Source organism: Blastococcus sp. MG754426 (genome assembly GCF_021699055.1).
In the GTDB taxonomy this organism is placed as follows: domain Bacteria; phylum Actinomycetota; class Actinomycetes; order Mycobacteriales; family Geodermatophilaceae; genus Blastococcus.
The window spans coordinates 1-3,528 of sequence record NZ_SSXC01000137.1 but is presented as its reverse complement, the minus strand read 5'-3'; the positions used below and the strand labels follow the sequence as shown (position 1 = coordinate 3,528).

At 77.7% G+C, this 3,528-nt stretch carries 3 protein-coding genes and 1 pseudogene; 3 read left to right on the top strand and 1 reads right to left on the bottom strand.

Going from position 1 to position 3,528, the window contains the following annotated elements; genetic code table 11:
• The coding region (locus tag E9549_RS22485; RefSeq protein ID WP_236828818.1) for a 2-succinyl-5-enolpyruvyl-6-hydroxy-3-cyclohexene-1-carboxylate synthase at positions 1-994 on the top strand (994 nt) is incomplete at its 5' end.
• A 6-nt stretch (positions 995-1,000) separates the two neighbouring features.
• On the opposite strand, the gene E9549_RS24385 is transcribed toward E9549_RS22485, so the two are convergent.
• A complete protein-coding gene (locus E9549_RS24385) occupies positions 1,001-2,245 on the bottom strand; it encodes an isochorismate synthase MenF (protein ID WP_236828817.1) in 1,245 nt (414 codons plus the stop codon).
• 35 nt (positions 2,246-2,280) lie between these two features.
• Between E9549_RS24385 and E9549_RS22475 the strand changes: the two genes are divergently transcribed.
• Both E9549_RS22475 and E9549_RS22470 read left to right on the top strand, forming a co-directional pair.
• Positions 2,281-3,000 (top strand): demethylmenaquinone methyltransferase, encoded by a 720-nt coding sequence (locus E9549_RS22475; protein WP_236828816.1) that lies wholly within the window; start codon positions 2,281-2,283, stop codon positions 2,998-3,000.
• 58 nt (positions 3,001-3,058) lie between these two features.
• A pseudogene (locus tag E9549_RS22470) lies at positions 3,059-3,528 on the top strand (HNH endonuclease); the annotation flags it as partial.

Genomic DNA, 3,528 nt, shown 5'->3' with positions numbered 1-3,528 from the left:
CACACCGCCCGGCAGCCCCCAGAATCCGCTGCTGGGCTCCGCGTGGCCCGTCGTCGCCGAGCCCAGCAGCGGATTCTGGGGGCTGCCGGGCGGTGTGCGCGGGGGCGTGCTGGCGCTCGGCGCGGCGGACTGGCTGGCCGCGCACCGGCCCGAGCGGGTGCTCGTGGTGGGTCGCCCGACGCTCTCCCGGCCGGTCAACGCCCTGCTGGCCGACCCCGCCGTCACGGTCGAGACGGTGAGCGCCTCCCCGCGGTGGGCCGACGCCGGCCGGTCGAGCAGCGCCGTCCGGCGGCTGCTCGCCGGCGCCGAGCCCGGCGAACCGGTCGACGCGGAGTGGACGGCCGCGTGGGACGCGGCAGCCGGGCGGGTGGGCGCGGCGGTGGACGCGGTGCTGGACGGCGCCCCGGCGCTGACCGCCGCGCGGCTGGCCCGCGACGTCGTCGCCGCGCTGCCCGCCGGGGCGCTGCTGGTGCTCGGGTCCTCCACGCCGGTGCGGGACGTGGACCGGCTGGCGGTGCCGCGGGCCGACGTCACCGTGCTGGCCAACCGGGGCGTGGCCGGGATCGACGGGACGATCTCGACCGCCGTGGGGGCGGCGCTGCTGCACGGCGGGCCGGCGTTCGCCCTGATGGGGGACCTGACCTTCCTGCACGACCTGACCGGGCTGCTGCTCGGCGAGGGGGAGCCGCGGCCGGACCTCACCGTGGTCGTGCCCGACAACGACGGCGGCGGGATCTTCGCCCAGCTGGAGCCGGGGCAGGACGGCTACGCCGCGGACTACCGGCGGGTCTTCGGCACGCCGCACGGGCGGGACCTGGTCGCGGTCGCCGAGTCGCTGGGGTGGCCGGCGACCCGGGTGTCGACGCCGGCGGAGCTGCAGGCGGTGCTGGGGCTCGGCGGCCCGCAGGTCGTCGTCGTCGGCACCGACCAGCGCGCCGAGGCGCAGCTCGCGACCGACCTCCGCACCGCCGCTGCCCGCGCGCTGGGCGGGTAGCCGCGCTCAGCTCTCCAGCGCGGCCTGGAACGCGGCGAACTTCGACTGGGTCTCGGCCAGCTCGGCGGCCGGGTCGGAGCCGGCGACGATGCCGCAGCCGGCGAACAGCCGCGCCCCGCCGTCCGCCGTGAGCTCCGCGCAGCGCAGCGCGAGCCCGAACTCACCGTCGCCCCGGGCGTCCATCCACCCGACCGGACCGGCGTAGCGGCCGCGGTCCATCCCCTCCAGCTCGCCGATCAGCGCGGCGGCGTCGGTCGTGGGCGTGCCGCAGACGGCGGCCGTCGGGTGCACCGCCCCCACGAGCTCCAGCAGGCCGGCCGGCACCCGCTGCGTGCCGACGACGTCGGTGGCCAGGTGCCGCACGTTGGCGAGGGTCAGCAGCTCGGGCTCACCCGGCGCGGTGAGCTCACCGCAGTAGGGCTCCAGCGCGCGGACCAGCGAGTCGACGGCGAGCGCGTGCTCCACGCGGTCCTTCGCCGACCCGAGGAGCGCCGTGGCGAGCCGCTCGTCCTCCGCGCCGGCCCCGCGCGGCGCTGTGCCGGCCAGCACGCGGGAGGAGAGCTGCCGCCCGGTGCGCCGCAGCAGCAGCTCGGGGGTCGCTCCCAGCAGCCCGTCGACGGCGAAGGTCCAGCAGCCGGGGAAGCGCGCCGCCAGCCGGTGCAGCAGCCGCCGCGGGTCGAGGGCGGGCTCCGCGGAGACCAGCAGGTCCCGGGCCAGCACCACCTTGGCCAGGTCACCCGCGGCGATCCGCTCCACGGCGGCCGCGACGGCGGCGCACCAGCTCGCCGGGTCCAGCGCGCCGTCGGCGTAGCGCAGTCGGGGGGCCGGGGAGTCGCCGTCCCGGACGGGCGCCGGCAGCTCCGGCGCGGCACCGATCGCGGTGACCCACCCGACGCCGTCCCGCCGTCCCACGACGACCTCGGGGACGACGAAGACCGACGTGCCGGCCACCGGGTCGAAGGCGATGCTGCCGAAGAGGACCGGCCCCGACCCGGGCACGCCGACGTCGTCGCCGACGTCGAGCCCGGCCACGTAGGTGTCCCACCAGTCGGCGGCCTCGGCCAGCGCGCCGGGGCCGGAGACCTCGAGCCGGGCCGCCTCGCCCCAGCCGACGAGGCCCTCGCCGCGCCGCACCCAGGAGAGCCCGGCCCCCGCCGGCAGCAGGTCGAGCAGCTCACCCGCGGCGTCGGCGCGGACCGTGCTGACGGTGTCGGCGGCCGCTGCCGGTGAGGTGAGGGCGGCCGCAGTCACGTGATCAGAGTAGGCAGCCTTGTAGCGTCGACGCCGTGGCAGACCGGCGAGACGACCCGCACACCGCCGGCGTGAGGGCCGGGCTGGACAAGCGACCGGCCGAGGTCGCGGCGATGTTCGACCGGGTCGCCGAGCGCTACGACCTCACGAACACGGTGCTCTCCGGCGGCCTGGACGGCTCCTGGCGGCGGGCCACCCGCGAGGCCCTGGGCGCCCGCCCCGGGCAGACGGTGCTGGACGTCGCGGCCGGTACGGCGGTCTCGACGGTGGAGCTCGCGGCCGGCGGCGTGCACGCGATCGCCTGCGACTTCTCCCAGGGCATGCTGCGCGCCGGCGCAGCCCGGCCGGTGCCGAAGGTGGCCGGTGACGCGATGGCGCTGCCGCTGGCCGACGAGAGCGTCGACGGCGTGGTCATCTCCTTCGGCCTGCGCAACGTGGCCGACCCCGACGCCGCGCTGCGCGAGTTCTCCCGGGTCACCCGCCCGGGCGGCACCCTGGTCGTCTGCGAGTTCTCCAGCCCCACCTGGGGGCCGTTCCGCACCCTGTACACCGAGTACCTCATGAAGGCGCTGCCGCAGATCGCCCGGGCGGTGAGCAGCAACCCCGAGGCCTACGTCTACCTGGCCGAGTCGATCCGCGCCTGGCCCGACCAGCCGGCCCTGGCCGCGCGGCTGCAGGCGGCCGGCTGGGCGGACGTCGCCTGGCGGGACCTGACCGGTGGCATCGTCGCCTTGCACCGGGGCCGCAAGGCCTGAGCCCCTCCGGCTGAGCCGGTTGCTCGGAAGTGTCGTACCCCGTACGTACGTTCGAGCCGTGCCCACCGCCGAGCTGAGACGCAGCCCTCTCGAGGGCGCGCTCGTGGGGTGGCTGCTGGAGCTGCGGCCGACGGTCGCGCGGTTGCCGGTGGCGGTGCTGTCCGCGGCGGAGAAGGCCGCCGAGCTGCGGCGGCTGCAGGCGCGCCGGGCCATGGACGCGGCCTACGAGGCGGAGCTGGTGATGGGGCTGGCCGCCGACCGGCCCGACTCCGACGACCCGCCTCCCGGGCACCCCGGTGCCCGCCGCCGCGGGCCGGGTTCGCCGGTGCCGGGGACGAGTGAGTTCCTGCCCGACGAGCTCGCGGCGGTGCTGAACTGCGCCCGGCCGTTCGCCAGCGGGGTGCTGGACGACGCCTACGCGCTCGTGGAGCGGATGCCCGCGGTCTGGGCGGCCTGCGCGGCCGGCGAGCTGGACTGGTTCCGCGCGCGGGTGTTCGCCGGCGTGCTCGGGCACGCCTCGGACGAGGT